This is a genomic window from Algihabitans sp. (assembly GCF_965226985.1).
Taxonomy (GTDB): domain Bacteria; phylum Pseudomonadota; class Alphaproteobacteria; order Kiloniellales; family DSM-21159; genus Algihabitans.
The window spans coordinates 1,520,598-1,545,106 of sequence record NZ_OZ245712.1; the positions used below are offsets into that span (position 1 = coordinate 1,520,598).

At 64.5% G+C, this 24,509-nt stretch carries 24 protein-coding genes and 1 tRNA gene; 14 read left to right on the top strand and 11 right to left on the bottom strand.

Annotated elements, in window-relative coordinates:
• Positions 1–254 precede the first annotated feature (254 nt).
• Both ACO054_RS06960 and ACO054_RS06965 read right to left on the bottom strand, forming a co-directional pair.
• Positions 255–707, bottom strand: coding sequence for a hypothetical protein (locus tag ACO054_RS06960; protein ID WP_421709713.1), 453 nt, complete (start codon positions 705–707; stop codon positions 255–257).
• A 126-nt stretch (positions 708–833) separates the two neighbouring features.
• Positions 834–923: transfer RNA gene (locus tag ACO054_RS06965), tRNA-Ser, on the bottom strand.
• 182 nt (positions 924–1,105) lie between these two features.
• Between ACO054_RS06965 and ACO054_RS06970 the strand changes: the two genes are divergently transcribed.
• The 11 genes from ACO054_RS06970 to ACO054_RS07020 all read left to right on the top strand — a co-directional run bounded on the left by ACO054_RS06970 (position 1,106) and on the right by ACO054_RS07020 (position 11,802).
• The gene (locus ACO054_RS06970; RefSeq protein ID WP_421709714.1) at positions 1,106–1,912 is read left to right on the top strand and encodes a YdcF family protein; all 807 of its coding nucleotides are present in this window, start codon (positions 1,106–1,108) and stop codon (positions 1,910–1,912) included.
• A gap of 173 nt (positions 1,913–2,085) precedes the next feature.
• Entirely contained in the window at positions 2,086–3,324 is a 1,239-nt protein-coding gene (locus ACO054_RS06975; RefSeq protein WP_421709715.1) for a lytic murein transglycosylase, read from the top strand.
• A gap of 153 nt (positions 3,325–3,477) precedes the next feature.
• Entirely contained in the window at positions 3,478–4,452 is a 975-nt protein-coding gene (locus tag ACO054_RS06980) for a septal ring lytic transglycosylase RlpA family protein (protein WP_421709716.1), read from the top strand.
• A 276-nt stretch (positions 4,453–4,728) separates the two neighbouring features.
• Positions 4,729–5,850, top strand: a complete 1,122-nt coding sequence (locus tag ACO054_RS06985) for a D-alanyl-D-alanine carboxypeptidase family protein (RefSeq protein WP_421709717.1) — start codon at positions 4,729–4,731, stop codon at positions 5,848–5,850.
• A 29-nt stretch (positions 5,851–5,879) separates the two neighbouring features.
• Entirely contained in the window at positions 5,880–6,551 is a 672-nt protein-coding gene (gene tmk / locus ACO054_RS06990) for a dTMP kinase (RefSeq protein WP_421709718.1), read from the top strand.
• A complete protein-coding gene (locus ACO054_RS06995; protein ID WP_421709719.1) occupies positions 6,548–7,705 on the top strand; it encodes a DNA polymerase III subunit delta' in 1,158 nt (385 codons plus the stop codon). Before tmk ends, ACO054_RS06995 begins: the two co-directional genes overlap by 4 nt.
• A gap of 39 nt (positions 7,706–7,744) precedes the next feature.
• Positions 7,745–9,313 (top strand): methionine--tRNA ligase, encoded by a 1,569-nt coding sequence (gene metG / locus ACO054_RS07000; RefSeq protein WP_421709720.1) that lies wholly within the window; start codon positions 7,745–7,747, stop codon positions 9,311–9,313.
• Positions 9,313–10,104 carry a TatD family hydrolase gene (locus ACO054_RS07005; RefSeq protein WP_421709721.1) on the top strand — a complete coding sequence of 264 codons (792 nt, stop codon included), beginning with the start codon at positions 9,313–9,315 and terminating at the stop codon, positions 10,102–10,104. The genes metG and ACO054_RS07005 overlap by 1 nt, the downstream gene beginning before the upstream one ends.
• Positions 10,101–10,892 carry an MBL fold metallo-hydrolase gene (locus tag ACO054_RS07010; RefSeq protein WP_421709722.1) on the top strand — a complete coding sequence of 264 codons (792 nt, stop codon included), beginning with the start codon at positions 10,101–10,103 and terminating at the stop codon, positions 10,890–10,892. Before ACO054_RS07005 ends, ACO054_RS07010 begins: the two co-directional genes overlap by 4 nt.
• Entirely contained in the window at positions 10,889–11,314 is a 426-nt protein-coding gene (locus tag ACO054_RS07015; protein WP_421709723.1) for a DUF1499 domain-containing protein, read from the top strand. Before ACO054_RS07010 ends, ACO054_RS07015 begins: the two co-directional genes overlap by 4 nt.
• 95 nt (positions 11,315–11,409) lie before the next feature.
• The gene (locus ACO054_RS07020) at positions 11,410–11,802 is read left to right on the top strand and encodes a DoxX family protein (protein WP_421709724.1); all 393 of its coding nucleotides are present in this window, start codon (positions 11,410–11,412) and stop codon (positions 11,800–11,802) included.
• A gap of 92 nt (positions 11,803–11,894) precedes the next feature.
• Here ACO054_RS07020 and ACO054_RS07025 read toward each other — a convergent pair whose 3' ends face one another.
• The 4 genes from ACO054_RS07025 to ACO054_RS07040 all read right to left on the bottom strand — a co-directional run bounded on the left by ACO054_RS07025 (position 11,895) and on the right by ACO054_RS07040 (position 16,163).
• Positions 11,895–12,443, bottom strand: coding sequence for a GNAT family N-acetyltransferase (locus ACO054_RS07025; protein ID WP_421709725.1), 549 nt, complete (start codon positions 12,441–12,443; stop codon positions 11,895–11,897).
• A complete protein-coding gene (locus tag ACO054_RS07030; protein ID WP_421709726.1) occupies positions 12,440–14,410 on the bottom strand; it encodes an ABC transporter substrate-binding protein in 1,971 nt (656 codons plus the stop codon). The genes ACO054_RS07025 and ACO054_RS07030 overlap by 4 nt, the downstream gene beginning before the upstream one ends.
• A gap of 63 nt (positions 14,411–14,473) precedes the next feature.
• Positions 14,474–15,340 (bottom strand): hypothetical protein, encoded by an 867-nt coding sequence (locus ACO054_RS07035; protein ID WP_421709727.1) that lies wholly within the window; start codon positions 15,338–15,340, stop codon positions 14,474–14,476.
• Between the two features lie 211 nt (positions 15,341–15,551).
• Entirely contained in the window at positions 15,552–16,163 is a 612-nt protein-coding gene (locus ACO054_RS07040) for a PepSY domain-containing protein (protein ID WP_421710343.1), read from the bottom strand.
• Positions 16,164–16,326: 163 nt separating this feature from the next.
• Here ACO054_RS07040 and ACO054_RS07045 point away from each other — a divergent pair, with 163 nt between their 5' ends.
• From ACO054_RS07045 to ACO054_RS07055, 3 genes are all read left to right on the top strand, one after another.
• Positions 16,327–16,854 carry a CC0125/CC1285 family lipoprotein gene (locus ACO054_RS07045; protein ID WP_421709728.1) on the top strand — a complete coding sequence of 176 codons (528 nt, stop codon included), beginning with the start codon at positions 16,327–16,329 and terminating at the stop codon, positions 16,852–16,854.
• 309 nt (positions 16,855–17,163) lie between these two features.
• A complete protein-coding gene (gene bluB / locus ACO054_RS07050) occupies positions 17,164–17,787 on the top strand; it encodes a 5,6-dimethylbenzimidazole synthase (RefSeq protein WP_421709729.1) in 624 nt (207 codons plus the stop codon).
• A gap of 188 nt (positions 17,788–17,975) precedes the next feature.
• Positions 17,976–19,154, top strand: a complete 1,179-nt coding sequence (locus ACO054_RS07055) for a PQQ-dependent sugar dehydrogenase (RefSeq protein WP_421709730.1) — start codon at positions 17,976–17,978, stop codon at positions 19,152–19,154.
• 14 nt (positions 19,155–19,168) lie between these two features.
• Here ACO054_RS07055 and ACO054_RS07060 read toward each other — a convergent pair whose 3' ends face one another.
• Genes ACO054_RS07060 through ACO054_RS07080 form a run of 5 tightly spaced genes read right to left on the bottom strand, consistent with a single transcriptional unit; the run spans position 19,169 to position 24,507 of the window.
• Positions 19,169–20,671 carry an aldehyde dehydrogenase (NADP(+)) gene (locus ACO054_RS07060; RefSeq protein ID WP_421709731.1) on the bottom strand — a complete coding sequence of 501 codons (1,503 nt, stop codon included), beginning with the start codon at positions 20,669–20,671 and terminating at the stop codon, positions 19,169–19,171.
• Positions 20,672–20,683: 12 nt separating this feature from the next.
• Entirely contained in the window at positions 20,684–21,700 is a 1,017-nt protein-coding gene (locus tag ACO054_RS07065) for a 4-hydroxythreonine-4-phosphate dehydrogenase PdxA (protein ID WP_421709732.1), read from the bottom strand.
• A 4-nt stretch (positions 21,701–21,704) separates the two neighbouring features.
• Positions 21,705–22,406: a GntR family transcriptional regulator gene (locus ACO054_RS07070; protein ID WP_421709733.1), complete on the bottom strand. Its 702-nt coding sequence runs from the start codon at positions 22,404–22,406 to the stop codon at positions 21,705–21,707.
• A 10-nt stretch (positions 22,407–22,416) separates the two neighbouring features.
• Positions 22,417–23,328: a dihydrodipicolinate synthase family protein gene (locus ACO054_RS07075; RefSeq protein ID WP_421709734.1), complete on the bottom strand. Its 912-nt coding sequence runs from the start codon at positions 23,326–23,328 to the stop codon at positions 22,417–22,419.
• Positions 23,329–23,334: 6 nt separating this feature from the next.
• The gene (locus tag ACO054_RS07080; protein ID WP_421709735.1) at positions 23,335–24,507 is read right to left on the bottom strand and encodes an L-rhamnonate dehydratase; all 1,173 of its coding nucleotides are present in this window, start codon (positions 24,505–24,507) and stop codon (positions 23,335–23,337) included.
• Between the last annotated feature and the right edge of the window lie 2 nt (positions 24,508–24,509).

The following is a 24,509-nucleotide window of genomic DNA, read 5'->3' on the forward strand; positions in this document are numbered from 1 at the left end:
TAGGGGCGCCCTCTACCAGCGCGCCTAGGCGCGGCCCCAGAATAGTTAGGCTGCCAATCGGCGGCAAATGGCGGGCCACGCGCGACGGGACTACGAACTATTCCCTCGCTATCGCACTACGATGACATGACTGCACGATGTGCTGTGATGATCAGTTCTGCGAAACAGCGCGCAAGCTCGCTGCTGCGGCACGCTGACTCCGTAAGCCGTCCCGGCGCCTGCTGCGGACGACCGCTTGGAGCCCAAAGTTCCCACTAAGACGGCCACCAGATGCCATTCACATTGTCTTCAAAGATGCCATCGAACTCAATTGCTAGCTTTCTCAGCAGTTCGAGAACTTTGGGGTGGCTTGGGTCAAAGTTCGTCCAACCCTCGAAAACATTTATTGCTTCACCCAAGACAAAAGCATTTTCGCTAACATCGCCAACCTCTAGCCGAGCGTCCAAAGTTGATAACTTAGTCCTTATTTCACTCGGCAGGCCTGCTAGTTCGACAAATTCCTCAGCTTCCTCAACCACGTACTCGTCATCATTTAATTGAATTAGGAACGGGACTGGCTGCATAACATGAAGCTGCGGTATGACAAATGTACCCAGTGTCCATTCCGTTTTTGCAACTTTCGCGCCCAACTCCTCCAGAAACGTCTCTACAGTTGCCAACGTAATTGGCGGGCAGGATTGGCGGAACCAAATTCGAGCTGATTGCATTGCTAAGCTTTCAGGTATTTTTGAATTAGTTTACAACTGCTGGGTACCCCGCTGAATGGCAGGTTTGTCCGCATAGCGGTCATCGAATCGGCGTAGCAAAGCGTCGTACAGTCAGTCGGCGGCGAATGGCGGAGGGGGTGGGATTCGAACCCACGAGGGGCTTGCACCCCTGCCGGTTTTCAAGACCGGTGCATTCGACCACTCTGCCACCCCTCCGGCGCGCAAGCGTCCTGCCCCAGTCCTGTAGCAAAGCTGGTGCCGGGCCGCAAAGCCTGCCCGCAGCGGAAACGATCCGGTCCCTGTTGCCTCGCCCCTGTTGCCCGGCTCCTGTTGATCGCCAGCGCGAAGTCGGCGCATCTTGCGTAATACATGAGGACTAAGGGGCACTTCGGCCGCAGATGCTGTTCGAACTCGGCAAGGTTTTCTGGATGCTGGCCAATCCGGCGGCGCTGCTGCTGATCTTCATTCTGGCGGGCTTCGTTTTTCTGCTGTTGGGCTGGCATCGCTTCGGCCTCTTGGCCGTCGGGGCGGCGAGCCTGCTGATCGCGCTGCCGGCCTTCACCCCCATCGAGCGCTGGCTGCTGCAGCCCCTCGAAACGCGCTTCGCGGTCCCGGAGCTGCCGGAGCAGGTGGACGGCATCGTTGTCTTGGGCGGCGGCCTTTCGGTCGCCACCGCTGCCTTCGGTCTCGACAATGCCTTTAACGGTTCCGGCGACCGCCTGATCGCCGCGGCGCGTCTGGCCCGCCGCTATCCGCAGGCCGAGATCCTCTACAGCAGCGGCGCGCGTTGGCCGGCCGACGCGGCGGTCAGCGAGGCGGACATGGCGGCAGAGCTGCTGGCGGATTTGGGCGTGGCGCCGGAGCGGATCCTCCGCGAGGACCGCTCCCGCAATACGCGCGAGAACGCGCTCCAGGCATTCGAGGTCGCGGCGCCCCAGCCGGGCGAGACCTGGCTGCTGGTGACCAGCGCCTTTCATATGCCCCGCGCCGTGGCCTGTTTCCGCGCCGTGGGCTGGGCGGCGCTGCCCTATCCGGTGGACCGTAGGCTCGCGCCGGACCTGGCCGGTGCGCGCTCCGGCTGGTTCGGGCCGAATGTCCTGGACGGCTTCGGCCTGATGGCCTTGGCAGCCAGGGAGTACGTGGGACTGCTGGCTTATCACCTGGCCGGCTGGACCGAGGAGGTCTTTCCGAGGCCACAGTCTTAAGCGTCGCACTCCGCGAGCCGTGACTCTATTTCTTTGAAACCATCTCTTGCGATCGAAGTTGTTCTAAGACTTCACAGCAGGAGGACGGCGCGGCCGTTGTCGCGACTCGCCGTCCGTGACAGACAGGGTGAATTCCGTCTAATCGGGGCTTGCCGACCAAGGGAGCGAGACAGATGCACCGCCTGCGCCACCTTTCACTGCTTCTTCTTCTGTCTGTCCTGGCGCTGCCTGTCCTGGTCTCGCCACCTCTGACAGCGCCTGCGGCGGCGGCCGAGCAGTCCTTCGATGCCTGGCTGGCGGAGTTCCGGATCCGGGCGCAGTCCGAGGGGATCGAGGCGGCCACGCTGGATCGCGCTTTCGCCGGCGTGCAGCCGATCCCCCGGGTGATCGAGTTGGACCGCCGGCAGCCCGAGTTCGTGCTCAGCTTCTGGCGCTACCTGGGCAACGCCGTGACGCCGGAGCGGATTGCGCAGGGGCAGGCGCTGCTGCGCGAACACGAGATCCTATTGAGCCAGGTGGAGCGCACCTACGGCGTTCAGGCGCGCTTTCTGGTCGCCTTCTGGGGGCTCGAGACGAACTACGGCGCCACCTTCGGCAGCTTCCCGGTAATCGGCGCGCTCTCCACCCTGGCCTGGGACGGACGCCGACAGGCCTTCTTCGAAACGCAGTTGCTGGATGCCCTGCGGATCATTCAGGCCGGCGACATCGAGCCGGGGCGCATGGAGGGGTCTTGGGCCGGCGCCATGGGGCACCTGCAGTTCATTCCCTCGACCTTCACCGGCCATGCGGTGGATGGCGACGGTGACGGCCGCCGCGATATTTGGGGGTCGCTGCCCGACGTCTTCACCTCGGCCGCCAACTATCTCTCGACCCTGGGCTGGAAAGGCGACGAGACCTGGGGGCGCGAGGTCCTGCTGCCCGAGGGGTTTGACTATGACCTGGTGTCCATCGCGACCTTGCCGGAGACGCGGAAGAGCCTGGCTGACTGGACGGCACTGGGCGTGCGCAGCGCCGACGGTTCGGCCTTGCCGCGCGTCGACATCGAGGGCGGCCTGATCCTGCCGGCCGGGGCGGAGGGACCTGCGTTCCTCGTCTACGAGAACTACCGGCACATTCTCTCTTGGAATCGGTCGATCCTATACGCCGTTGCGGTCGGTCACCTGGCCGACCGTCTGGTCGGGCTGCCGGAGTTCACCGCGCAGGCGCCGGCGGACCAGCGGCGCCTGGCGGTCGAGGAGGTGAAAGAGATCCAGCGGCGGCTGGCGCAACTGGGTTTCGACGTCGGTGAGGCCGACGGACGTGTTGGTCCGCAGACGCGCAATGCCATCCGCGCCTTCCAGGCATCGGCTGGTCTGCCGAGCGACGCCTTCGCATCGCCGGCGCTGCTGGAGGAACTGCGCCGGCGTTCTTAGAGCAGGATCGTCTGCATTTTGGCCCGTGTACCCGTCCGACCTCCGGGGCAGCGGGGGAAGCTATTGCGGGAGGCCGGACCTCATAGATCTTTTCCCGGCGCGAAGGCAGTTGCTAGACTCCCCCAAAGGACTGACGAAGGGACGAGTCGCATCATGCTAAGCGATCTTGCGCGTGCTGCCGCGGTCGGGTTGCTGGCCGTCGGCTTGGCTGCCTGCAGCAGCAGCGATCGGGGAGCCGACGGGCCGGGGGCGAGTGTCCCGACCCAGGGCTATTACAAGGTCGGACGCCCCTACGTCATAAGGGGCGTGCGCTACACGCCGGCGGTCGACTACAGCTACGACGAGACGGGCATCGCCTCCTGGTACGGACCGGGCTTTCACGGTCGCCAGACGGCGAACGGCGAGATCTACGACCAGCAAGCTTTGACGGCCGCGCATCCGACGCTGCCCATGCCGACCCTTGTGCGCGTCACCAACCTGGAGAACGGCAAGGTCCTGGATCTGCGGATCAACGACCGCGGCCCCTTCAAGAACGGCCGGATCATCGACGTGTCGCGCCGCGGTGCGGAGCTGCTGGGATTCCTCAACCAAGGGATCGCAAAGGTGCGCGTTCAGGTGCTGGAAGAGGAAAGCCGGCAGCTAGCTGCGCTTGCGCAAGGCGGACAAATCGCCGAGAGAGACAGCATCACGCGGATCGCGCCGGGCCCGGTAGACCAAGTGGCGGGGGCCCCCGTCGATAGCGTCGCGGCCGAGACGATTCAGCCGAGTCCTCCAACCGCACCTTCCGCACCGGCTTACAGTTCGGTCGCAAGGGCTCCGCTTGCGCAGGGCGCCCCCGGTGGCCCCGTTCCGGTCTATCCGCAGCCGAGTGGCGAAGTCACGCAGGTTGCGGTCGCGCCTTCGAACCTCTTCATTCAGGCCGGCGCCTTCTCCGAACAGAGCAATGCGCTCAATCTGGCCCAGCGGCTGACGACCTACGGAAGTCCTTCGATCAGCCAGACGAATGTCAACGGGCAGCCGTTCTGGCGGGTCCGCCTGGGACCCTTGCGCGACGTGGCTGAAGCCGACGCCGTCTTGACGGCGTTGATCGTCGACGGTTTCCCGCAATCGCGGGTGGTGGTGGATTAGAGCGGGATTGCCTCCAGCGTAATTCCTGGCCTTACCGTAAGCTTGGAGCCGGTAAGGCTGTTGTAACGAGGCTGAGGGGTATGAAGAACGCGCCGTCTCGGCGGCGCTTGGCGTCGGGGTCCGATCCTGCGCCAGGAGAGACATAGTTGCGTCGTATTTAAGTCCTAACGGATACCTGCCGACCGTACGCGGACCGCGAAGACCATGCAGGAGGCCGATGAGGGGTGCCGCCACGGCATGCCCACCAAGGCCTACTGTTCTAGGGAGATGTTGCCGATGCCCCGTTTGCTTGTCGTCTGCCTCTTGCTGGGCCTGTTCATCCGGCCGGCCGCGGCCTTCGAGACCGCGGCGGAGGAGGCCATTCTGATCGATCTGACGGCCGGCACCGTTCTCTACGAGAAGAATGCAGACCTGCAGATCCCGCCGGCCTCGATGAGTAAGATCATGACGGCCTACATGGTCTTCAAACGTCTGAAGGCCGGGGATCTGAGCCTGGACGACACCTTCCTGGTCTCCGAGAAGGCCTGGCGTAAGGGCGGCTCCAAGATGTTCGTCGAGGTCGGGGACCGGGTGGCCGTGCGGGACCTGCTGCGCGGCGTGATCGTCCAGTCGGGCAACGATGCCTCGATCGTGCTGGCGGAGGGCATCGCGGGCTCCGAGGCCGCCTTCGCCGACATGATGAACCGGGAAGCGGAGGAACTGGGCCTCAGGGACTCCTACTTCGCCAACGCGACCGGCTGGCCGGACCCCGCCCACCGGATGTCCGTGCGCGATCTCGCCACCGTGGCCAGCGTGCTTGTGCAGGACTATCCGGAATACTACGGCTTTTACTCTGAGACGGAGTTCACCTGGCACGAGATCCGGCAGTCCAACCGCAATCCCTTGCTCTACCGTAACATCGGGGCCGACGGCCTAAAGACCGGACACACGGAAGAGGCGGGCTACTGCCTGACAGCCTCTGCCCTGCGCGGCGACCGGCGGCTGGTGATGGTGGTCGCGGGCCTGGACAGCGCCCGGCAGCGCGCTGAGGAATCCGAACGACTGCTGGAGTGGGGCTTTCGCGAGTTCACCGCGGAGCGCCTGTTCGAGACCGGAGAGGTGGTCGAGGAGGCCGACATCTGGCTCGGGCAGAGCGAGACGGTTCCCCTGGTGGTAACCGAAGATACGATCATGTCCTTGCGGCGCGACGCCCGGGACGACGTCGTCATGACGGTCAGCTACGACGGACCGATCCCGGCACCGGTCGTGGCCGGCGACCGGCTCGCGACTCTGATCGTCGAGGTTCCGAACATGCCGACACGCGAGTTTCCCTTGGTCGCAGGCGGCGATGTCGAACGTCTGGGACCGATCGGCCGGTTGATGGCGGGAGTCAGGCACTTGATCTTCGGCGAGCTCTAGGTTTGGTCCCGCCCGTTTCCGAACCGCCGATGTCCGAACAGTCCGCGACTGCGTGGCTGCTTCCGTCGTTTGAACCCCGTTTCGTCACCTTCGAGGGCGGCGAGGGGGTCGGTAAATCGACCCAGGTCGGACACCTGGCAGAGCGGCTGCGGGCCTGTGGCGCCGAAGTGGTGACGACCCGCGAGCCCGGCGGCAGTCCGGGGGCGGAGGAGATCCGGGCGCTTCTGATTCATGGAGAGGCCGCGCGCTGGGATGCGGCGACCGAGACGCTCCTGCACTTCGCCGCGCGCCGGGACCACCTGATCAAGACCGTCTGGCCGGCCTTGGAACGCGGTGCCTGGGTTCTGTGCGACCGTTTTGCCGATTCCACCCGCGCCTATCAGGGTGCGGGGCAGGGCGGCGATCCCGCCTTGATCGAAACCCTCTACCGCCATGTAGTCGGCGACTTCCGGCCGGGCCGGACGCTGCTTCTCGATTTGCCCGTTGCGACTGGGCTCGCCAGGGCCGCCGCCCGCAACGCCGGAGGTGAGCGCTACGAGGCTATGGATGTGTCGTTTCATGAGCGCCTGCGCGCAGGATTTCTGGCGATAGCCCGGCACGAGCCGGAGCGTTGCAGGGTGATCGATGCGAGCCTGTCGGAGGTGGCCGTCGCCGAGGCGGTCTGGTCGGCCATGACCGAAAATGCGGAGGCTCCGGAATGAGCCGGAAGGCCGCCGCTATTTCGGAAGATGAGGCACAGGCTTGGCCGGAGCCGCGCGCCAATCATCGTTTGGTGGGCCAGGGAGCCGCTGAGGAAACCCTGCTCACGGCCTTTCGGACGGAGCGTTTGCCCCACGCCTGGCTCTTGACCGGCCCCCGCGGCGTCGGCAAGGCCACGCTGGCCTATCGCTTCGCCCGCTTTCTGCTCGCACAAGGGGCGCAGGACGGTCTCCAGATCGATGGCGGGCAGGAGGCGGGTTTGTTCGGCGAAGCTCCTCTGCCGCAGGCAGACCCCGCAGACAGCCTTGCACTCGACCCGGACGACCGCGTCTTCCGGCGTGTGGCGGCCGGAGGCCACCCGGACCTGGTGACGGTTACCCGCTCGCTGAACCCCACCAGCAAAAGGGTGCGTGGCGAGATCGTGGTCGACGACGTTCGGGCGGCGACGGGGTTCCTGCGCCGGACCTCTTCGGAAGGGGGCTGGCGGATCTGCATCGTCGATGCCGCCGACGAAATGAACCCGAACGCCGCCAACGCACTGCTGAAGGTGTTGGAGGAGCCGCCCGAGCAGGCGCTGCTTCTGCTTCTGGCCCATGCGCCCGGCCGCCTTCTGCCGACCATCCGGTCGCGCTGCCGCCAGCTCGTGCTGCCGCCGCTGTCGGAGGCCACGGTTCTGGAGCTGTTGGCGGATTTCGCGCCGGAGCTTTCGCCGGAGGATGCAACGGCCCTGGCACGGCTCTCGGAGGGCTCGATCGGCCGTGCGCTCGCGCTGGCGGGCGAGGGTGGCTTGGGGCTCTATCGCCAGTTGGTCGGTCTGCTGGAAAGTCTGCCGCGTCTGGACGTCGCTAAGCTCCACGACTTTGGCGACAGGTTGGCCCGCGACAATTCGGGAACGTTGTTTCGCACGGTCGGGGAGCTGCTCTCCGGCTGGATCGGCCGGCTGATCCTGGCCCGCGCCCAGGGCGATAACCCTTTGGAGATCCTGCCGGGCGAGGCGCGGCTGATCGGCCGCCTCGGTGCCGGGCGCAGCCTTGCCTCCTGGTTGGACCTGTGGGACAACCTGCGCCGCCGTTTCGCCCAGGCCGACGGCGCCGCGCTCGACCGCAAGCAGGCGCTGATCGCCGCCTTCCTTGAGATCGAGGTTCTGGCGTCTTGAGCGCGGCGGTGTACCCGAGCGTCAGGAGTTTGCCGGTCAATGTCCGATCAGCGTAAGCGCTACTACGTCACCACGCCGATCTATTACGTCAACGACGTTCCCCATCTGGGGCACGCCTACACCACGCTGGCCTGCGATGCGCTGGCCCGCTTCATGCGCCTGGACGGCCGCCAGGTTATGTTCCTGACGGGAACCGACGAGCACGGACAGAAGGTCGAGAAGTCGGCTCAGAAGGCCGGCAAGGCCCCTAAGACCTTCACCGACGAGGTCAGTCAGAACTTCCGCCAGCTGGCGGAAGAGATGAACTATTCGAACGACGACTTCATCCGCACCACGGAGCAGCGGCACCTGAAGGCCTCCCAGGCGATCTGGAGCAAGCTGGTCGAGGCCGGCGACCTCTATCTCGACAGCTATGCAGGCTGGTACGCAGTGCGCGACGAGGCCTTCTATGGCGAGGACGAGTTGACGCGCAACGAGGCCGGGAAGTTCGTCGCGCCCTCGGGAGCCGAGGTGGAGTGGGTCGAGGAGCCGAGTTACTTCTTTCGGCTGTCGGCCTGGCAGGACAGGCTGCTCGAACTCTACGAGACGCGGCCTGACTTCATCCTGCCCGAAAGCCGGCGCAACGAGGTGATCTCCTTCGTCAAGGGCGGTCTGCGCGACCTCTCCGTCAGTCGTACGACCTTCTCCTGGGGCGTGCCGGTGCCCGGCGACGACAAGCACATCATGTACGTTTGGCTGGACGCTCTGACGAACTACATCACAGCGGTCGGCTACCCGGATACCGACGCCGAGGCCTTCCAAGCCTTCTGGCCGGCCGACGTGCACATGGTGGGCAAGGACATTCTACGCTTTCACGCCGTTTACTGGCCGGCCTTCCTGATGGCCGCCGGGCTCGAGCCGCCGCGCCGGATCTTCGCTCACGGCTGGCTGCTGAACAGCGGCGAGAAGATGTCCAAGTCGGTTGGCAATGTGCTGCGGCCCGACGAGCTGGTGGCCCGCTATGGGCTGGACCCGCTGCGCTACTATCTTCTGCGCGAGGTACCCTTCGGTCAGGACGGCTATATCAGCCACGAGACCATGATGACCCGCATCAACAGCGATCTGGCCAACGACTTCGGCAACCTGTCTCAGCGGGTGCTCTCGATGGTGGCGAAGAACTGCAATGCCGTAGTGCCACAGCCCGGCGACTTCACCGAGGCCGATCGGGCGCTGCTGGAGGCGGCCGACGCCCTGCTGCCCAGCCTGCGCGACCTCTATGAGATCCAGGCTTTCCACCGGGCGCTGGAACGCACCTGGCAGGTTGTCGGCGCGGCCAACCGCTACGTCGACGAGCAGGCGCCCTGGGCCCTGCGCAAGACCGATCCGCCACGCATGGAGACGGTGCTCTACGTCCTCTGCGAGACGATCCGGCGCCTGGCGATCTACTGCCAACCCGTGATGCCGCAGGCGATGGAGAAGATGCTGGCACAGCTTTCGGTGCCGCAGGAGCATCGGAGCTTCGCCGATCTCGGCCGCGCGCTCGAGTCCGGTACACCTCTGCCAAAACCTGAGCCGGTCTTTCCGCGCCTTCAGGAAGACGAAGAGACGCGGGAGGAGACGAACGCCTGATGTTGGTCGATTCCCACTGCCATCTCGACTACCTGGAGAAGGACGGCGATCTGGAAGAAGTGGTTGCCCGCGCGCGCCGCGCAGGCGTCGGACGGATAGTGACCATCTGCACCAAGCTGAGCGAGTTCGAACGCGTGAAGGCGATCGCGGCCCGCTACGATGAGGTCAGCTGCAGTGTCGGCGTTCACCCGCATGAGGCGGGCGCGGAAGGGGTCGAGGGACCCGAGAAGCTGATCGAACTGGCCGAGGATCCGCTCGTGGTCGGGATCGGCGAGACGGGGCTCGATTACTTCTACGAACACAGCCCGCGCGCAGCCCAGTCCGTCTCCTTTCGCGCCCACATCCAGGCGGCACGCTCCACCGGTCTGCCGCTGATCGTGCATGCGCGCGATGCCGACGACGACACCGTCGCGTTGCTGCGCGAGGAACACGAGCAGGGCGGCCCCTTTCCGGGCGTGATTCACTGCTTCACGGCGGGGCCGGAGCTGGCGCGGGCAGCGCTCGACCTCGGGCTTTACATCTCCCTGGCCGGGATCGTGACCTTCAAGAAGGCCGACGACTTGCGGCAGACCGTGTCCGAGGTGCCCCTGGACAGGCTGCTGGTCGAGACGGACTCGCCCTATCTCGCGCCGATGCCCAATCGCGGCAAACGCAACGAGCCATCCTTCGTCGTACATACCGCCGCCAAGCTTGCGGAGATCAAATCGGTTTCGGCCGAGCAGCTGGCCTCGGCGACCTGCGAGAACTTCTTTCGGCTTTTCAACAGGGTCGAGCGGCCGTCTGCAGCATGAAGATCACCATGCTAGGCAGCGGCGGTTCGGGCGGCGTCCCGCTTGCCGGAAACGCTCCGGGCGGCCTCTTCGGGGAGGGAGTCGATCCCGACGAGCCGAAGAACTGGCGGCGGCGCGTGTCGATCCTGGTGGAAACCCAGGACAAGACCCTGCTGGTCGACTGTTCGCCGGACCTGCGCTTGCAGTTGCTCGACAATCGCGTGACACGGATCGACGCCGTGCTTTTCACCCATGCCCATGCCGATCATTGCCATGGTTTGGATGAACTGCGCGCGCTCTCCTACGTTCAAGGCGGACCGATCCCCGCCTACATGAGCCCGGCGACCCATGCCGATCTGATCGACAAGTTCGACTACGTCTTCACCTCCAGCCACCCGCAAGCGAAGCTCTATCCGGCCATCATGGCCGATCATGCCGTGGAGAGCGATTTCGAGGCGGCCGGAGTTCCGATCCGGATCTTCGACCAGGACCATGGGAACCTGGTCACCAGCGGTTTCCGCATCGGCGCCTTCGCCTACTCGACCGATTGCGTCACCTTGAATGAGGCGGCCTTTGGCGTTCTGGAGGGCGTCGAAGCCTGGATCGTCGACTGTCTGCGTTTCGAGCCGCATCCGACCCACGCCCACTTCGACCGAACCCTCGAATGGATCGCGCGGGTCGAACCCGAGCGTGCCGTTCTGACCCATCTCAACCACACGATGGACTACGCCACCGTCGCCGCTCGCTGCCCGAAGGGCGTCGAACCGGGCTACGATGGCTTGGTCATCGAACTGGCGGACCCCTCGTGATCCTGGACCTGCAAAACCTGACACCGCCCAAGAAGCCGAACTGGCACCTGGTCGTCCCGAGCGGCTGGGCTCATACCCACGCCCAGGCCCGCGCGCCGCGCTTCGACGTGCCGCTGGATATCCTGCGCGAGGCGCTTGTGGCCGTCGCCGCCGAGGAGCCGCGCTGTCACCTGCTTGCGCTGGACAAGGATGCCCGCCAGGCGGAGTTCGAACAGAAGAGCGGCCTCTTCGGTTTCCCGGATCGCATCGTCGTGGAGTTCGTGCCCTTGGGGAACGGGGCCTCGACCCTCGCGCTTTATTCCTACGCGGTGAAGGGCTACTGGGACCTCGGGGTGAACCGCAAACGCCTCGAGCGTTGGCTTGCGGCCCTGCCGGCCCAGATTGCCACTCTGCTGTCGGAGGAGGCTCCGCAGGTCGATTAAGCAGTCGCCGCTCAAGATCGGGCTTGCGGGGGTCGCCCTCCGATCTTTCCGCGCGTAAGTTGGGACGTGATCCCGGCTGACGAGAGGAGAGGGCCTTGAATTTGCAAACCGCCCTGGCGCCTTGGGCGCCGCAGGTCTTGAGCGTTACCCGTTGCGTGGCGGGCCTCATCTTCTTGGCGCACGGCACCCAGAAGCTTCTGGGGTTCCCCGCCACCGAGCGGATGCCTGAGGCCTTTTCGATGCTCTGGACGGCCGGCGTCATCGAACTGGTTTGCGGCCTGCTGATCGTTATCGGCTTTCTGACCCGCCCAGCCGCCTTTCTGGCTTCGGGCTTGATGGCGTCCGCCTACTGGATCGCCCACGCGCCACGCGACGTCTTTCCGGCCAACAACGGCGGTGACGCCGCGATCCTTTACTGCTTCCTGTTCCTCTACCTCGTCTTTGCCGGACCGGGGCCCTGGAGCGTCGATGCCCTGAGGAAGAAGTGAGACGCGGAAGAAGTGAGACGCGGAACAAGTAAGACTCGGGTCTCGTCTCGTGATCCTGCGGAGCTTCACGTGACGTGACCGGCGATCCTGCTCTATATCAGGGCCGATAAGTCCGACCATTCCAGGCTGTAGGTGTCCGCCGGATAGCCCATGAGGTTGTCGGTTTCGCGCCGCGTGATGTGAGCGCCCAGGCGCAGGTAGAAGCGGACCGCCGCCTCGTTTGCCACGAAGACCCGCAGGTGAGCTCCGTAGTACCCTTGCAGCGCCAGCCGCTTGGCGGCCTGCCTTAGAAGTCTGGTGCCGAGTCCCGCCCCACGTTGGCCCGGCGCCACATGCAGGTTGTCGATGTAGGCGCTGTCGGGCCGCTTCGGATCCGGGCAGGCGTAGATGAAGCCTTCGAGCTGGCGGTCGGACTCCGCCAGCAACAGCAGGCTGTGCCGGTCCGGGCCGTCCTCCAGCTTCCCACCCTCAAGCTTGCGCCCCCAGGTGGCGGTGAGATCTTCCGCCAGCGCGCCGTCCAGATAGGCGTCCGGCAGCAGACCGCGATAGCTGTCGCGCCAAGAGGCGACCTGTAAGGCGGACACGGCCTCCCGGTCGGAGGCCGCGCCGTCCCGAACGACGATCTGATCGACGGTCGTCATCGCCGTGCGGCCTCTTCCAGCCAGAAGGTTTCGCTCCGATAGACGCCGAACTGCGCGCCGGGGTTCCAGTTGTAGATCGCTGTTTCCGGAAGATTATGCAGCCCTTTGCGAACCACGACCGGCTGCGGGATCTGGGCGACCAGGCCGAAGGTGAAGACCTGCTCGGCGTTGATCTCCAGGATCCGTTCCCAGGCCTCCAGACGGCCCGTTCGGCTGGAGGCCTTCCGCCAGTCTTCGTAGAGAGACATCAGTTCCAGGGCGGCCGGCAGGTCCGGGGCCTCGCCGGACTTCCCCTTGGTTTCGAAGTACTGTCCCCACTTGGGCCACTGGTAGCTGTGCTGCTGGACCGGCACGAACTCGCTGGGCGGCAGGTCGGCCGTCGGAATGCCGTTCTCCAGTCCGAAGGACATGGTCAGCAGCGTGTCTCCGGCGAAGATCCGGTTGCGCAAGACCTCCCGCTGAAGCGGTTTGATGAAGAGCTTGATGCCGAGTTCGGCCCAGAACTCCTTCACCAGTTCCAGAATATCAGTTTCCTGCAGGTTCTCTCCGGCCGTCTCCACGACGATCTCCATCGGTCGTCCGTCGGGCAGCAAGCGAACGCCGGCGCCGTTCCGCTCGCTCAGTCCCACCTCGTCGAGCAGGGCGTTGGCTGCGTCGGGGTCGAACTGCGCCCAGGCGCCGCGATGGTCCTGCGCATGCAGGGGGGAGGCGGGCAGGACCGCCTGATTGCCGGTCAGTCCGAGACCGAAGTAGATGACTTGGTTGATCAGATCCCGATCGATGGCGAGCGAGAGCGCGCGGCGAACCCGCACATCCCGGAACAGCTCGCGCCAGACCGCATCCTTGGCGTTGAGATTGGGATAAAGGGCCAGTTCCGACGGCCGCACCGTCTCCCAGAGCCGCACGCTGTAGCCGCCGCGCTCCTCCCCCTCCTTCAGAAAGGTGTAGTCGGAGAAGTTGAGGCCCCGCGACTGCAGGTCGGTATCGCCGGCGCCGGTCTTGATCGGCAGCAGCGAACCGCCGACCACGTCCAGGACGAAGTGATCCAGGTAGGGCAGCTGAAGCCCTTCGGGGTCGACCCGGTGGAAGTAGGGATTGCGTTCCGCCACGAAGCGTTGGCTCGGCGGCTCGGTGATCAGTCGCCAAGGCTGCAGCACCGGCAGATCGGGATTGTCGAAGCCGTAGAGGTTGTCCATGCGGTTGTGCAACTGCGCCCAGTTCCGCAGCCCCAACTCCTCCGCCCTTGCTTGCAGCGCCTCCGGATCGCTGTGGGCCGGGTGGTACTGCTTGAGGTAGTGAGCCGGCGCATAGATGAAGAGGGGCCGCGCTCCGGCCAGTGCCGGCAGGAAGAAGGGGTTGGGCGCCGACCAGCTGTAGCGCACGGTCCGTTCGTCGAGCACCTCGAACACCGGCGGTTCCCCGTCGACCAGCAGAGTCACCGGCGGTCCCGCGGGGAAACGCTTGTCGTTGTTGGCCATATCCTCCCACCAGTAGCGGAAGTCCGCCGCTGTGAAGGGATGGCCGTCGGACCATCTGTGCCCGGCTCGAAGATGCAGGGTGAAGATCCGGCCTTCCTCGATCTCAACCTTCTCCAGCAGATCCGGAACCAGATCGAAGTTCTCGTCGAAACCGACCAGACGCGCATAGCCGTAGACGGTCAGAAGACGAACGTCCTTGTTGCGTCCCACCAGCATCAGCAGCTTGCCGCCTGGCTCGCCCAGGGTCTTTCCGGAGAAGTCGACCACCAAGGGGCGCTCGGGCAGACGCTCCTCGACGGGCGGCAGATCGCCCGCCGTAACCCGCTCGGCCAGCAACGGCGCCTCGGTGAAGCTTGCGGGCAAGGGCGGATCGCTGCGCTCCAGACGTTCCGTCTCGGCCGCGGCCGCGCCCAAGACCCAGATCGAAAGCAGCGGCACGATAAGGGCGAGGATCGTTCCGTCTCGGAGGCGGGGTCGGTGAATGGTCATCTGGGCTCCCAACAAGGTCCGCTCCGGCGGAGCGGGCATCGAACGAGGGCCGTGCCGGCCTCGCTAGGTGAGTGGCTTCAAGCGTACGTATGTCATCCCTGAGGGGGGATTATAGCGTGTGATCTGCGTTACGTCTGGCAGCACGACCAGCTTCTCGATCCGCGAGGCTACGTCCAGTGTATGTTTTGTTTCAAAGCGATAGCGGTATGTTTTCCCTCGGCGTCTCCAGACCAGCTCCTGGCCGTCCTTCAGCTCCGTATCCAATGCCATGGCCAGTGTCGGGATCGGGGGGCCGCCGGTCGCGTATAAATTTTCGGCCGGAAAGTTGTCGTCCAGTAGCACGTGACGGAACCCGCGCCGCTGCGCTTCGGCCAAGCGGCGACAGTGATCCGTATGATCGTCGAACCACGCGAGAGATGTTGCGGGATCGATGTTCGGTAGCTCCGTGCCGGTCCAGTCGCCCTCGTGAAAACGAACCCCGTCCGCCCGATAGCGCAGTTGGCCGAGGTCGATGTCGCAGGACAGGATGTCGGCCTCAGGCAGGGTCTGGCGCAACAGCCAGGCGGAGTGACCCTGGAAGCTACCGCTTTCCAGAACGAAGCGAGGGGACAGCGCGCGCGCGACCAAATGGAGGCAGAGTGAGTCGTTGAACTGCATGCCGCCCTTATTGCTGGTCAGGGGCCGGGTGGCATAGAGCGATTGAAACTGCCGCACCTCGCTGTGCAGAGAGGCCACCACGGCCTCGAGCGGGCGATCCTGAATCGCCGCGATCGCCGGCGCCAGAGCTTGCGCCAGCCGTCCGGCCAGCTTGTCTTGAAGTTCCGGAGAGCAGAGATCGTTTCGGTCCTCCCGTGTGTTGAGAGAGGGCTCTCCGCAAGACTGCAGGTCGAGGTTTACCGGTGTGATCAGAATACGAGGGTCGCTTGGCATCTCGAAGGTATCCTAAAGGGCGCTTTATCAAGCAAGTAGGGACTCTTGTGACGACCACCTGTGACCTGAGTCGCTGGAGTGCAAGCGGCATGCGAAGGCGGCGGGTGCTGCAAACCTGGCTAGCGGCTCGTGCACCGATACGGCCGTAGGCAACTGCAGAGGCAGCTTGCAGGTTCGTCCGAAGCTCGGTCTCTAGGTGCAGCCTTGAGATCTAGAGAAGGCTCTGTAGGGTCACCGCTAGGAAGACGACGCAGAGAGCGAGCAGCGTTAGGGAGAACCAAGCCCAGCGCCCCATACCTGCGACCGATAGAGCTGTCGTGCTCGCGATGCTCGGCTCCTCGCGTCGTGATTTCATGATCCTAAGGGCATAGATGGCCGCGCCGGAGATCGACAGTCCTGTCAGCAACACACCGAAGACGAACCAGATCAGCTTGGTCCAGATGCCGCCGAAGGTGCCGAAATGCAGCGGATCGGCCATCTCGGAGATACGCTGATGTACGCTCAAGTCGGTGCCGTCGGCGATCAGCCTGACTTCGCCGCTTGCCGGATCCGTCCAGACCGCATTGGCACGTGGGCGCACCAGGATGGCTCTGTGCTGTCCTTGGAAGACGAAGGCGCCGGATCGCTCCGACGGAAAACGAAATATGCTCGATCCGCAGGCCGGTCGGTGGGGGCTGCGGGTGCCGTTGAGATGTAGATCAAGCCGGAAAGCAGCTCGATCCGGCGCTGCTCGGCAGTGAACCGTACTGTGACGGCGCTTGCCGGAGCAACTCCAGTTGGCTGCCGTCGGAGAGCGTGAGACGCTGCGTCTCCGTGGGTGCAGTGCAGTGGTCTGCCAGCAGGAGAGGGACCAGAGGCCTCATTCGGCTAGGGGTAAACTGTAATCTAGGAGTAAACTGTACTATCTAGGGAAGGTGCCGGGGATGAAGAGGGCCGCTATCGACGTAGAAATCGGTATACGTTCTGGATCTTTTTGGGTGAAGCCGATGCCCCTGATCTCTCGGTTCTCTCGCGTCGTCCTCGCCGGCGTGCTTGTCTGTTTGCTGGCGGCTTGCGCAAGCCCAACGCCCTATCAACCGGCTTTGGATCGCTTCGGATATGCGGTTCAACCGCTTGAAACGGATCGGTATCGTGTGAGCTTCGCAGGCAATACCCTCACGCCGCGTGAGACCGTGGAGAACTTTCTGCTCTATCGCGCCGCCGAAGTGACTTTGAACAGCGGCAGCGACTACTTTGCTCTGGTCGACCAGGATATCGATCGCTTTACGACTTTCCGCACCACGAGTTCCGGTTTCGGCGGTTTTTCGCGCTTCTACGGGCCAGGATTCTACCGCGGCGGTTTCGCGGGCTCCGATTTCGTCACCTCGACCTCTCGGCCGCGCGACCGCTTCACTGCCTATGCGCAGATCGTGGTCCATCGGGGCGAAAAGCCAGAGGACAATCCCTCCACCTATGACGCACGCGACGTGCTGGAGCGCCTCGGGCCGATGATCGTCCGGCCGGAGGAGTCTTAGTGAGGACTTCGGCCGTCGTTGGTTTCTATAGGCTGATGCTTCTGCTCCTGCGATTTTGTCCTATTAGCCTCTGTGCACGTCTCATCTTCAGCCCATGCCATTCAGAGGTCTCTTGAGACGCACAAAGATGCCGGTACCTTCGTATCTGTCGGTATCGCGCGTATAGGCCGCAGCGGCGAGTCGGGCGCTGAAATCATGAAACCGGTACAGGCCGCGCTGCGCGCGGCGCTCGCCGAATTCGAATCCTTGACTGCTGAGCGCACCGCCTGTCTGTCAGAGTGAAGCGACATGCGAGAGCTTAGGTCTTCAATGCATTTTGATCTGGACGATGCTGAGACGCTTCGGCGGCTTCTGATCTGGCGGCGCGATGTCCGCCATTTCCTGTCGGACTCGGTCGATGAGGCGCGAGTTCAGCGACTGCGGGACGCGATGGAGCGGTCGCCCTCCGTCGGCAACTCTCGGCCTTGGCGGGTGATTCGGGTCGAGGATCCCGACCTGCGCGCGGCCGTCCGCGCCGACTTCGAACGCTGCAATGCCGAAGCGGCCGAGCGTTATGAGGACAGCCGCAGAGCTGCCTACATGAGCCTTAAGCTCGCCGGGCTCGAGGCGGCACCGGTCCAACTTGCGATTTTCACGGATACCGATCCCCCAGAGGGCCACGGCCTGGGGCGCCGAACCATGCCGCAGACCTTGCATCAGTCCACGGCAATGGCGATCCATACACTCTGGCTGGCCGCGCGCGTGGAGAATCTGGGCCTCGGTATGGTCTCGATCCTGGATCCGCGAGCGATGGAGAGGCTGTTCAAGGCGCCGACGCAATGGGAGTTCGCCGCCTACCTCTGCATCGGCCATGCTGTCTTCGACGACGATACGCCGCTGTTGCAGCGCCGGGGATGGCAGGCCTCGAAACACACGGGCTGGCAACGTCGCTGAAGAGGCCGTTTTGGCGGCGCTGTCGAAGGACCGCAGGTGGGCTTGCCACTTCGTGGCCCAGGCCTCCTCGCCCAAATCTTTATCCAATCGCCCAGCGTTTCAGTCAGGCACGGCATCACCATATTAATCGACAAGATGGGCGGAACCACAGCGCCATCGCGACACACCGTCGAACGAGGAGGTCGAGAATGCAGGTGACAGCACGCCGAGTCGGTACCGCAGCCGGGATTGCGCTTTCGGCCTCTTTGCTGCTTAGCGCTGCCGCGCAGGCGATGGTGGTGTCCGAAGGAGAGGTAGAGTCGGTCGAAGACTTTGGCACCTCAACCGTCGTTTCCGGCTTGGAACACCCCTGGGGCATGGCTTGGCTGCCGGATGGATCGATATTGGTGACCGAACGGCCGGGTCGGCTTCGCTTGATCCGCGACGGCGACCTGGTCGAGGAGGAGATCGCCGGGGTTCCGGAGGTGCTGGACGCAGGGCAGGGCGGTCTGCTCGACGTCGCCGTTCATCCCGACTTCGCCCAGAACAGTCTGATCTACCTGACCTACGCGGTGGGAACGCCGGAGGCCAACCATACCCGGATCGCGCGGGCTGAGTTGCGGGACGGGGCGCTGACTGGTCTCGAAGTCATCTTCGAGGTTGAGGAAGCGAAGCCGGATACCCAGCACTTCGGCGCCCGGCTGCTCTGGCTGCCGGACGGCACCCTGCTCGCAAGCATTGGTGACGGCGGCAACCCGCCGGTCGAACTCGAGGGTGAACTTATCCGCTTGCGGTCGCAGGAGGTCTCCAGCGCCTTTGGCAAGATCCTGCGCCTGAACGAGGATGGGACGGTCCCGGCGGACAACCCCTTCGTCGGGGGTGAGGGTGTCGCGCCTTATGTCTGGAGCTACGGACACCGGAACGTCCAGGGTATGGCTCTCGATCCGGCAAGTGGGGCGCTTTGGGTGAACGAGCATGGCGCGCTTGCCGGAGATGAGCTCAATATGATCGAAGCCGGAGCGAACTACGGCTGGCCAGCGGCCACCCACAGCCGTGACTATGCCGGCGCGACGGAGATCTCTCCCCACACCAGTCTTCCCGACATGGCCGATCCGGCGCTCGTCTGGATGGATACGCAGGCTCCCTCGGGTCTGGCCGTCTACAGCGGCGAGATCTTTCCCGACTGGCAGGGTCGCCTCCTGTCAGGCGGTCTCGCCACAGGGGAAATTCGCCTGATCAGTCTCGACGAGTCGAATGCGGTGCAAGAGGAGCTATCGATTCCGATCGGCGCAAGGGTTCGCGATGTGCGTCAAGGCCCGGACGGCTATATCTACGTCCTCACCGATGAGCGCGATGGCGGGCTTCTGCGTATCGAGCCGACACCTTAAGCTTGCGGGTCGCTTCATCTGAGTTCCGACGGCAGCAGCTCCCCCGGAAAGTCCTGATAGGTGACGGGACGCAGCCAGCGATTGATCGCCAGCGTCCCCACCGAGGTCGACTGACTGTCGGTCGATGCGGGGTAGGGGCCGCCATGCATCATGGCCGAACAGACCTCGACACCTGTGGGGAAGCCGTTGCAGAGAATCCGGCCGGCCTTCTCCGTCAGCGCCGGCAAGAGCGCGCTGGCGAGTTCTCCGTCTCCCGGCATGTCGAGCTGAAGGGTCGCCGTCAGTTGCCCATCCAGTTCCTCGGCGACGGACAGCATCTCCTGCTGGTCCCTGCAGGTCACGACGATGCCCGAGGCGCCGAAGACTTCCTCTTGTAGATCGAGGGTGGCGCGCCATCTCGCGGCATCGGTCCTGAAGACGACGGGACTCCCCATGCGATTAGCCTCCGTCGAGCCGTTGCCTCCCAGCACCTCCAACTTGTTCTTCAGATCCGCAACCGCGGTCCCGTAAGTCTCGCAGATGCGCTCCGTCAGCATTTTCTGGGGAGCAGCCGAGGCCAGGGCGTCAGCCACCGCAGTCTGGAGAGCGTCGAAGTCGGGGCCCACGATCCCGATCAGCACGCCGGGATTGGTGCAGAACTGTCCGGCCCCCATCGTCAGCGAGGCAACCCAGCCTGCGCCGATCTCAGCGCCTCGCGCCGCGACGGCGCCGGGAAGGCAGAAGACGGGGTTGATCGAGCCGAGTTCGCCATGAAATGGGATCGGCTTGGGTCGCGCCGCACAAAGATCGAACAGCGCTCTTCCGGCCCCTAGCGATCCGGTAAAGCCGACGGCGGCGATGTCCGGATGCTTGACCAGAGCCGCGCCGCTGTCCGGCGACGCGCCGTGCAGCATCTGAAACACGGCAGGGGGCAGGTCGCAGCGCGCTGCCGCTGTGGCAATGGCCTGCGCGACAAGCTCGCCCGTCGCCGGGTGAGCCGGGTGCGCCTTCACGATCACCGGGCAGCCCGCCGCGAGCGCCGAGGCCGTGTCACCTCCTGCCGTCGAGAAGGCGAGCGGAAAATTCGAGGCACCGAAGACGGCGACGGGTCCCAGGGGTAGGTGGGTCAGTCGCAGGTCCGGGCGCGGTAGGGGTTGTCGGTCGGGAAGTGCCGCGTCGCGGCGGGTCTCGGGAAAGGTCTCGGACCGGATCAACTCGGCAAAGAGGCGCAGTTGCCCGGTCGTCCGTCCACGTTCCCCAACGAGCCGCGCTTCGGGGAGGCCGGTCTCTTGAGTCGCGACCTCGGTGATCTCATCGCCGAGCCGATCGATCTCCTCGGCGATCGCCTCCAGAAAGGCGGCACGTGCCTCAGGGGCGGTGCGGCTGTAGGGGCGGAAGGCCGCCCGCGCCGCTTTGGCGGCGGTATCGATCTGAGCTGTTGTGGCTTGATGAACGGCATTTACCGGGCTGTCCGGTACCTTCGCCTGTTCCTGAGACGTCAGCCAAGTGCCGTCGATGTAAAGGTGTCCCGTCAGCATGTTGTATCGTTCCTAGCTCGCGACTTTCTCTAGCGTGTTGCGGCGGGTTTTCGCCAGGCGGATCAACAGATCGAAGGCGCTGCGCGTCGCCCCGACATTGGCTTTCCCCTGTCCGGCGATATCGAAGGCGGTGCCGTGGGCGGGCGTCGTCACGGGGATCGGCAGACCGCCGACGACGGTCACGCCACGGTCGAAGCCCATCAGCTTGATCGCGATCTGGCCTTGGTCGTGATACATGGTCACGACGGCGTCGACCTCGCCGGCCTTGGCCTTGAGAAAGACTGTGTCGGAGGGCCAGGGTCCCGTCACCTGCATCTGCTGTGCCTGGTACTCGGCGACGACCGGTGCCAGGATGTCGATCTCTTCCCGCCCGAATTTGCCGTTGTCTCCGGCATGCGGATTGAGCGCCGCTAGTGCGACGTGGGGGCGCGTCTTCCCCGACTTCACGAGCGTCTCGTGAGCTAGCGTCACAGCACGGCGCACGCGCTCGGCGGTAATGTTCTCGGCGACGTCGCGCAACCCGATATGGGAGGTCACGCGAGTCGTCATGAGGTCTCCCAAGACGTTGATCTCGCCGTGATTCCCGGTAAAGCCGAGATAACGCGCCATGTAGACATGTTCGTCTTCCGCATTCATGCCGGCTGCGGTGAGGGCGGCCTTGTTGAAGGGGGCGAAGAGCACGCCGTCGACCCGACCCGCGACGGCGAGGTCGAGGGCACGGTCCAGCGTGCGCAAGGCGCTCGCGCCGCTCTCGGCAGTGACTTCGGCGATATGTACCTTCTCGGGAGCGACGGTCTCCATATCGAGATGACGGCAACCGGTGAAGCTCGACAGTTCGTCCTCGCTTACGGGATCGAGAGACAGGGCTAGCCCTGCCTGCCGTGCGCCCTGGGTCCAGAGATGACCGTCGCCGACCAACAGGATGTCGGCTGTCTCTCGAACTCCTTCGCTGTGCAGGAGACGGGCGATCAGTTCGGGACCGATCCCGGACGGATCGCCGGGGATAATGGCAAGTCTGGGTTTGGTCATGGATCTAGTCTCCAACCTCATTGGCGCGTTCCCGCATGGCTTCGGCGATGTTGAATTCGGCGGTTTTCAGGTGTTGCTTCAGGGCCTTGGAGGTCGCGGCGGTGTCGCGGGCCAGCAGGGCTTCGACAATCGAGCAGTGCTCTTGCCGCGTGATGTCACGGCTGACCCGGCGCTGAGAGGACATGAACCGCGCCCGCCAGAGCCGTGCGTTGTATTTCTGATGGGTTTCCATCAAGGCCGCGTTGCCGGAGGCGCGCACGATGGCCTCGTGGAAGGCCATGTCACGCGTGAAGGACGCGAGCTTGTCGCCACCTGTCCCATTCAGAAAGGCCTGGTTCAGGCGGTCCACCTCTTCCAACTGCCTATCGGAGGCCTGAACGCAGGCGAGCTCCCCGGCCAGGCCCTCCAGGGCCCCCTGAACCCGCAAATAGTCGCAGATCTCTGCCAGCGAAGGGTCGGCCACGAAGGGACGCCGCGACGCGGTGTATTGCACCAACCCGTCGTTCACCAGAAGCTTGATCGCCTCGCGCATGGGCGTGCGGCTGACGCCCAAGGCTGCGGCTAGGTCGCGTTCGGGCAGTGCTGTGCCCGGCGCAAGCTTTTCAAGCAGGATCATCTCGCGGATGGTCTGTGCCGCATCCTCGGCCAGGCTCAGGGAGCGAGTGACGCCACCGGCTTCCGAGAGCACGTCTTTCAGGTTTGCCATGGCCGCCATTCTAATGGCCCCACGACAGAGCGACAGGGTCGAGCGGACGGACGAGTTCGAGAAGCTGGGCGCGAGTCTCGGGGTGCAGAGGCGGGATCGGGTGGCGGCAGTGGTCGCTGGCGATCACGCCGCCCTCCACCATCACGGCCTTCGCCGAGCGGAAGCCGCATTGCCGGTTCTCGAAATTGACGGCGGGCAGAATACGGCCGTAGGCCGCCTGGGCTGCGGCGCGGTCGCCTGCCGCGTGATGGGACAGGACCGGTTTGATCTGATCGGGAATCATGGCGGAGGTCATGCTTCCGGTCGCCCCGGCATCCAGATCGGCCATCAGGGTTATCGCCTCCTCTCCGTCGAAGGGGCCTTCGACGGCGTCTCCCCCTTCGGCGACAAGGGCCCGGAGCTTGCTCGCGGCCTGGGGACACTCGATCTTGAAGAGCTTCACCATCTCGATCTCGCGCGCCATCCGGACAAGCAGTGAAACCGGCAGCTCGACGCCCGACAGCGGTGCATCCTGCACCATGATCGGTACGCCGGCTTCGCTCACGCGGGCGAACTGTTCGTAGGTTTGCTCGGCAGTCCCGCGCAGCAGTGCCCCGTGATAGGGCGGCATCATCATGACCATCGCGGCGCCGTGGGTCTTGGCATGGCGGGCGCGGTCGAGAGCGATCTGGGTCGCGAAGTGACTGATCGTGACGATCACCGGTATCCGGCCGGCGACGTGGGCCAAGCTGCGCTCGGTCAGAAGCCGCCGCTCCTCGTCGGTAATGAGAAACTGCTCCGAGAAGTTGGCCAGGATGCAGAGCCCGTCGCTGCCTTGATCGATCATGCAGTCGAGGACGCGGGTCATTCCCTCGTAGTCCACGGTGCCGTCGGGGTGAAACGGGGTAGGGGCGACCGGCCAGAGTCCGCTGTAACCTGCCATCGCCGCCTACTCCTCGATCTCGAAGTCGGCAAGATGCCGGTCCGACAGTCTCAAGCCCAGTCCCGGCATATCGTCGTCGAGCTGCAGGAAGCCGTTCTCGGCCGCCGGATCGCCCTCGAAGACGTAATAGAAGAGCTCGTTGCCCACCTCCACGTCGTACACGGGAAAGTACTCTGAAATCGGACAGTTCACGTTCGCCATGGTCAGGTGATAGTTGTGCATCTGCCCGGCGTGAGGGATCACCGGAACCTGATAGGCCTCAGCTAGCGCGTTGATCTTCTGTGCGGCCGTGATCCCGCCGACGCGGTTGGTATCGTACTGGATGACGCTGACGGCCTTCAGGTCGAGAAGCTGCCGGAAGCCCAGGAGCGTGAACTCATGTTCGCCGCCCGAGATCGGGATCGGACCACGGTTCAGCTCCGCATAGCCGTGAATGTCGTCGGCGATGACCGGCTCTTCCAGCCATCGCGGCTCGAACCTCTCGAGCTTCGGCAACATCCGGCGGGTATAGTCCAGGGTCCAGCCCATGTAGCATTCGAGCATCAGGTCGACGTCGTAGCCGATCACCTCGCGGACGGCTTCGACCCGTTTGAGATTCTCGCGCATGCCCGCCATGCCGTCTTTCGGCCCATAGCCGAAGCGCATCTTGTAGCCCTGGTAGCCGTTCTTCCGCGCCTCCGCCGCTTCGGCCTGCATGGCGGGGAGGGAGCCGGCGTAGAGCTTGGAGTAGTAGACCGGGATGGCTTCCTTGGTACGCCCGCCCAAAAGCTTGAAGACGGGCTTGCCTACGATCTTGCCCATCAGGTCCCAGATGGCGATGTCGACAGCCGAAATCGCCGTCATGCCCACGCCCTTGCGGCCCCAGGTATGGGTCTTGCGGTACATCTTTTCCCAGAGGTAGGCATAGTCGAAGGGGTCTTCGCCGATCACCATGGGCGCGAGGTACTGATCGATCGTCGCCTTGACCAGACGCGGCGCGAGCGCGGCATTGCCGAGGCCGACAATGCCGTCCTCGGTCTCGACCTCGCAGGTCAGCCACTGGTGGAAACGGAAGCTGCCCATCGCGTCGCCGCGTTCGTACAGCAGATCGCTGGCATTGGTGCAGAAGTTTCCCTGGGGCGGAACCGTCTTGCCGGTCCAGTTCCAGACCCGGGTGCGGACGGATTTGATTCTGGGCACTC

What these genes read in the sequence shown, in the direction of transcription:
- ACO054_RS06960 (WP_421709713.1), bottom strand. Translation starts at nt 707, where the DNA reads ATGCAATCAGCTCGAATTTGGTTCCGCCAATCCTGCCCGCCAATTACG.
- ACO054_RS06970 (WP_421709714.1), top strand. Translation starts at nt 1,106, where the DNA reads ATGCTGTTCGAACTCGGCAAGGTTTTCTGGATGCTGGCCAATCCGGCG.
- ACO054_RS06975 (WP_421709715.1), top strand. Translation starts at nt 2,086, where the DNA reads ATGCACCGCCTGCGCCACCTTTCACTGCTTCTTCTTCTGTCTGTCCTG.
- ACO054_RS06980 (WP_421709716.1), top strand. Translation starts at nt 3,478, where the DNA reads ATGCTAAGCGATCTTGCGCGTGCTGCCGCGGTCGGGTTGCTGGCCGTC.
- ACO054_RS06985 (WP_421709717.1), top strand. Translation starts at nt 4,729, where the DNA reads ATGCCCCGTTTGCTTGTCGTCTGCCTCTTGCTGGGCCTGTTCATCCGG.
- tmk (WP_421709718.1), top strand. Translation starts at nt 5,880, where the DNA reads ATGTCCGAACAGTCCGCGACTGCGTGGCTGCTTCCGTCGTTTGAACCC.
- ACO054_RS06995 (WP_421709719.1), top strand. Translation starts at nt 6,548, where the DNA reads ATGAGCCGGAAGGCCGCCGCTATTTCGGAAGATGAGGCACAGGCTTGG.
- metG (WP_421709720.1), top strand. Translation starts at nt 7,745, where the DNA reads ATGTCCGATCAGCGTAAGCGCTACTACGTCACCACGCCGATCTATTAC.
- ACO054_RS07005 (WP_421709721.1), top strand. Translation starts at nt 9,313, where the DNA reads ATGTTGGTCGATTCCCACTGCCATCTCGACTACCTGGAGAAGGACGGC.
- ACO054_RS07010 (WP_421709722.1), top strand. Translation starts at nt 10,101, where the DNA reads ATGAAGATCACCATGCTAGGCAGCGGCGGTTCGGGCGGCGTCCCGCTT.
- ACO054_RS07025 (WP_421709725.1), bottom strand. Translation starts at nt 12,443, where the DNA reads ATGACGACCGTCGATCAGATCGTCGTTCGGGACGGCGCGGCCTCCGAC.
- ACO054_RS07030 (WP_421709726.1), bottom strand. Translation starts at nt 14,410, where the DNA reads ATGACCATTCACCGACCCCGCCTCCGAGACGGAACGATCCTCGCCCTT.
- ACO054_RS07035 (WP_421709727.1), bottom strand. Translation starts at nt 15,340, where the DNA reads ATGCCAAGCGACCCTCGTATTCTGATCACACCGGTAAACCTCGACCTG.
- ACO054_RS07045 (WP_421709728.1), top strand. Translation starts at nt 16,327, where the DNA reads ATGCCCCTGATCTCTCGGTTCTCTCGCGTCGTCCTCGCCGGCGTGCTT.
- bluB (WP_421709729.1), top strand. Translation starts at nt 17,164, where the DNA reads ATGCATTTTGATCTGGACGATGCTGAGACGCTTCGGCGGCTTCTGATC.
- ACO054_RS07055 (WP_421709730.1), top strand. Translation starts at nt 17,976, where the DNA reads ATGCAGGTGACAGCACGCCGAGTCGGTACCGCAGCCGGGATTGCGCTT.
- ACO054_RS07060 (WP_421709731.1), bottom strand. Translation starts at nt 20,671, where the DNA reads ATGCTGACGGGACACCTTTACATCGACGGCACTTGGCTGACGTCTCAG.
- ACO054_RS07065 (WP_421709732.1), bottom strand. Translation starts at nt 21,700, where the DNA reads ATGACCAAACCCAGACTTGCCATTATCCCCGGCGATCCGTCCGGGATC.
- ACO054_RS07070 (WP_421709733.1), bottom strand. Translation starts at nt 22,406, where the DNA reads ATGGCAAACCTGAAAGACGTGCTCTCGGAAGCCGGTGGCGTCACTCGC.
- ACO054_RS07075 (WP_421709734.1), bottom strand. Translation starts at nt 23,328, where the DNA reads ATGGCAGGTTACAGCGGACTCTGGCCGGTCGCCCCTACCCCGTTTCAC.